The sequence below is a fragment of the uncultured Phascolarctobacterium sp. genome, assembly GCF_937920985.1.
GTDB lineage: Bacteria > Bacillota > Negativicutes > Acidaminococcales > Acidaminococcaceae > Phascolarctobacterium_A.
Genome location: NZ_CALDXR010000012.1, coordinates 1 through 5,090, shown reverse-complemented (window position 1 = coordinate 5,090; position 5,090 = coordinate 1). Strand labels below are relative to the sequence as shown.

Annotated in this window: 2 protein-coding genes; both read right to left on the bottom strand. The window is 42.5% G+C overall.

Annotated features, from left to right (window positions below):
• A partial coding sequence (locus Q0612_RS01805) for a filamentous hemagglutinin N-terminal domain-containing protein (RefSeq protein WP_298879997.1) occupies positions 1-3,433 on the bottom strand: 3,433 nt, incomplete at its 3' end.
• 35 nt (positions 3,434-3,468) lie between these two features.
• Positions 3,469-5,090, bottom strand: a 1,622-nt coding sequence (locus Q0612_RS01800; RefSeq protein WP_298879993.1) for a ShlB/FhaC/HecB family hemolysin secretion/activation protein, incomplete at its 5' end; no start/stop codon positions are given.

Sequence of the window (5,090 nt, the reverse complement as noted above, 5' to 3'; positions counted from 1 at the left end):
CAGCATTGACAGTTAAATTTTTGCCTGCCTTTATTTTGCTGTAATGGTTGGTCAGATCTTTGTCCAAATCAATATTGATGTTACCGCTGGCAATAATATTTGCATCCGCAGTCTCTTTATCAATCTGCGCAGTCAAAATCTGCCTGTCAAATTTGCGCACTGCATCATAATAATTAGGTGCGTTCAAATGCGGTATCTTGTAGGAAATATCCTCATGGCTTTCTTTAAAGCTTGTTTCAAAAATCTCTTTCTTGTTGACAAGATTCTTCGCCTTAATGCTGATATTGCCTTCACTTTCTATATCAGAGGAACAGTTCATAACTGTTTCCTGTGCATTTAAAGACAAATCGCCTACAGCATTAATTAAAGAGCCTTGCTTTACGCCTGCTTTGTTCTGATTTGTAATATTGTTGGCAGAAATTGTGCCACTAGCGCCAACAGCCACCAAACCATCTTCGTTCAGGAAATCGCCAATGCTGTTGATTGTCAGATTCTTAGTGACAAAAATATTACCAAGGTCTTTATTCGTGAAATCGTTTGAGGTGTTTATAACAGCATTTTTACCAACACCCAAATATGCACTGTCCTGATTCGTAAAACTGCCTAAATCTGCTTCCAGATTGCCTTGTACGTCAACGCTTGCTTTACTGCTGCGCATTGTGTCAGCAGTTATTTTCGCATCCCCGCCGGTATGTAAATTAGCCAGATTACTGTTCAGTAGCATGCCTGCTTTTATTTTCCCATCGCCGGAAACATAAATATTGGCATAATTATTATTCAACGTATTGCTTGCTTCTAACTGCAGGCTGCCCTTACTGACAAAAGCGCCTTTATTAGTATTGCTGAAATCCGTCGTCGTAATTTTTGTCAGTGCGCTGCTGCCATCAGCACTGATTGTTGCACCGTCATTAGCAAATCTATTAGCAACAGCAAGCGTACCATTTTGCCCATAGTTAACCAGGGCAGTATCCTGATTGATGAAATCAGCTGCCCTCACGTCTAAATCATTGCCAGCTAAGATGATAGATTTATTATTACTAATAGACGCAGCAATATTGATATTCGCATCATTTCCGGCAGAAATCAAGCTGTTATTAGTATTAGATAATTTTGCAGCAGAAACCTTAAGAGCTTCGCCTGCTTTCAAGGTAGCCTTATCCTGCTCCACATCACCACTTACTGTAGCTGTTAAATTTTTCTGTGCTTCAATGTAACCCAAGCTGCTATTTTTAAGTGCTCCAGCATTTACCCGCATATTTTCTGTTGCAGCAATCTTACCGGTGTTCTGCAGCAATCCATCTGCACTGATATGCAGTTCATTGGTATATACTTCACTTTTATCTACCTGCAGGTTGTTCGTAAAGATCTCCAGCTGTTTAGGAGTGCGCGCATTCAGGCCATCACCAGCGATAAGTATATCACCCTTGTTGTTTCCAAACTTTAAATTACCGTCTGCCCAATTCGTCACTGCGCCTGTAGAGAGAACCACATTATCTGTGTTGATAAACCCAAGTCCGTTAACACTTATACCATTGGCATTAGCAATAACAACACTTGCTTTGTTGCCTGCAACCTCCAGATATCCGTTAAGCGTGCTGGCATTGCTGCTGGTAACCTCGTTTAAGATTACACGCGCACCTTTACCTGCAAGGAACATATTGCGGTCAATGTAACCGCCAAGCTCAGTTTTAGTGTACTTGGTTGCGTTATTCAAAATCAGGCCTGTGGATTTAATGTTGAAATCACTGTACAAATTACGGGAAACACCGTTGCCGTTCACTTCCGCAATCTGCACCAGGTCAACACCATTAGCAGCTTTGTCAATAATTGGTTTATATTTACCATTGGCGTTAGCATCTGCCACTAAATCTAAATCATTGTCACTTATCTTATCCTTTTTCACCGTAGCCGCAACACCAGAAGCTTGCGCTATATCAGGCAAGGCAGGCGCTTTAAAATCTTCTGCCTCACGCGGTGCCTCAGGATCCGGCGTCTCAGGTATTACCGGTTTATCAGGATTAATCTCTGTAATGCTTACACCAGTAGTATTATTAATTTTGCCATCTGCACCGATAGTATAAATATTCTTCTTGTTTAAGCTAATCTTATCTGCTGTAACATTTACGCTGCTTCCTGCGCCGATAGAACCACTGCCACTAAGAATACCACCAGCAGAAATACTTGCTTCGCCACTGCTATGCATATATCCGTTATTGTTTATAGCTTTAGTACTGGTTACATCCAATATCTTGGACGCATTAATATTGCCACTGTTTGTAATTTCGTCCGCAGTAATCCTTAATGCTGCAGCGTCCTGCAAAAATTTAGGATTTTCCTCTTCCTCTTCTGCAGTGTAAGCTGCACCTGCTTCCAATGTACCACTGTTGGTCAGTTTGCCGCCAACAGTCAGCGTCATATCCTTTTGTGCCGTTATAACGCTGCTGTTTTCAATGTCTTCTGTACTGCTGATCATCACGTTGCCATCGGAGGTAAGAGATGTGTAATCCTTATTCGATAATCCGTCCGCAGTATTATTGCTACCAGCGTTTTTAGTAAAGACAATCCTGCCGTCATTGGTAATGCTTAAATTCTCCTGCGCTTTCAGGTTGCCGCCAATATTCATGCCCAGTCCTTTTTCCGTACCTACAAGCATAATCCTACCGGCATACATACCACCCAATGCAGCCACATCAAGTGCCACCTGTGGCTTTTCCGCAGTCGCAGTTGTTTTATGGACTTCTAACGAGCCATCTGTATTGTATTTTACCTCATTGCTGCCTGCTACAACATTTATCGCCTCATTTGCCCAAAGCTCATCATTAATTTTTATCGCACGGGCCATAATATCTAATTTATCAGGTCTGTAATCTGTGCGTTGCTCTTCTGTTAAGCCAGCATTCTGGATATCTATAGTACCTTTTGCAACAGAAAAGCCATTTAACTTACCGTCAGCACCCCAATCAGGCATACCTGTAGTAAGCGTAGCTCTGCCTACATTGATAAAGCCAAAACCCTTGCCGACAATGCCGTTGGGATTGGCAATTACTAAATCAGCTTTTGTACCGGCAATCTCCAGCATACCATTCAGGTTCGTTTTGCCTGTACCAGTTACTTCAGTAAGAATCAGCTTTGCTGCATTTCCCTGCAAATTGGCGTTAGCGTTCAATGCTCCTGCTAAGTGGGAATTGTACTGCGCACTTCCTGTATGGTTGTTGAAGACAATACCATTGCCAGCCACATTGAAATCAGTAAATTTATTATGTGATAGGCCATTACTGTCCGGTTTCACTATATTGATTATATTACCGTTTACATTCGCTCCACCTGCCTCTGCAGTAACCGCTGCATAACAAGGCATAACTGCCTGCATCTGCAATGATAAAGCAATAGCCAAAGCCAAAAATTTCTTTCTGTTCTTACCCAAATTCCCCATAATAGCCCTCCATCCTAAGGCTTATACCGATATCTTTAAATCTGTGCTGTAAGCATCAGGCCATACGTTCTGCTAGCAGTCTTAAAGCCTTCCGGCTTCTTGACCGGATAACCAACAAATGCATCATAGCTGAAAGCCCCTATTCTTCCGCGCATACCGATTGCACTGCCTACTAATTCCGTCCCTAATAAATATTCGGCAGATGGTCCTGATACCTTGCCATAATCCAATGCCAGATATAGCTGATGCGGTAAATCATCTATCGGAAAACGAAGCTCATTGCGTACTACAAGGCCATCTTCTGCTGAAAGCGTCTGCTCTCCATCAAAGCCACGTACACTGTACCAGCCTCCTATAGAAAAGAATTCACTGCCATATATTCTCTGGTCTGCCTTTTGCCCACGCATGGAAACATTATACTGCGCATCATACCCGTTTCCAAAAGGCACCGGAGCAGTATAATTAGCGCTGAACAGATACATATTGTACTGCGTTGTTGCTTCATCCGTCATACCGTCAGTAGGTCCTGCATCTGCATACCACGGCAAGCCCTTCTGCCATTTCAGCGAGGCATCTAATACGCTTGCGCCAAGGTACTGCCTGTGATTGACACCAACCTGCATTGCCGTTGTCTTTTGGCGTTGCACCTCTATTTCTGTGCCGTCTATATAGCTGTGACGAGTTTTATGTACAAGACCAAGCTCAAAATCAGTCTTACTCTTTTGGTCACGCTGCAGCAAATGATTCCAGCTGATGCTGTCACTTGTAAATTTACCGCTGGAAACAAAAGGGTTTACTGCATATTCAACAGTCTGGTGGTAATCATTCTTGCTGTGGCTGAAAGTAAACCGCTCCTTACCGAACGGGACACTGTAGTACAAGCTGTTCGCCCTTGTTCCCTTGCGTTCACCTGATTGCGTAGCATCTTCATTCCAGCTTGCGTAAAATACATCGTTCGCTGAAAAAGGCTGCAACAGCTGCAATGTTGCGCTCATCTGTGCCCTGCCTGTTGTCTTAGTGCCACTGTTGTCTAATGAAGTCATTAAAGTCCAGGGCTTTGTGCGCTTAATATCTATAACAAGATTACTTTCACCTTCTTTACTGCCCGGCTCAATCTTTATATCTGCACTCTGCGAAGGCACATTGTTAAAATTATCTATGGTCTGTTCTATATCACGTATATTAAGTATTGAACCTCGCTTCATGCAAACTGCATTATGCCAAGTTCCCCAGGTATTTTCATTTCTGAATTTAATATCCCCCACAATACCAGGAACTAATGAAAAGACAAATTTACCTTTTGATAAATCCTGTTCCCCAACATAAGCTCGCGTTGTTACATATCCGCGGTTAATGATTTCCTGGTTGATTCGTTTCAGCAATTCATTGATGCCGTTCACGCCGATTCTCTGACCATTAAACTGTGCCAGATATTCATCTATCCAAGTAAATTTATATCCATACTCAGGCGCAGAAAGTACAAACTGTTTAATTTTAAAACTATTCTCTTCCTCAGGTAAAATAAAAGCCTCCAAACGGCTGCTTTGCTGCTGCGATTTAGCCATAGACTGACTAACGCGATGCTGCAAATCCTGTTCAGCGCGTTTGGAAGCTTGCTCCTGCTCTTTCTGAGCAATTATATGTTGTTGTGTATCTA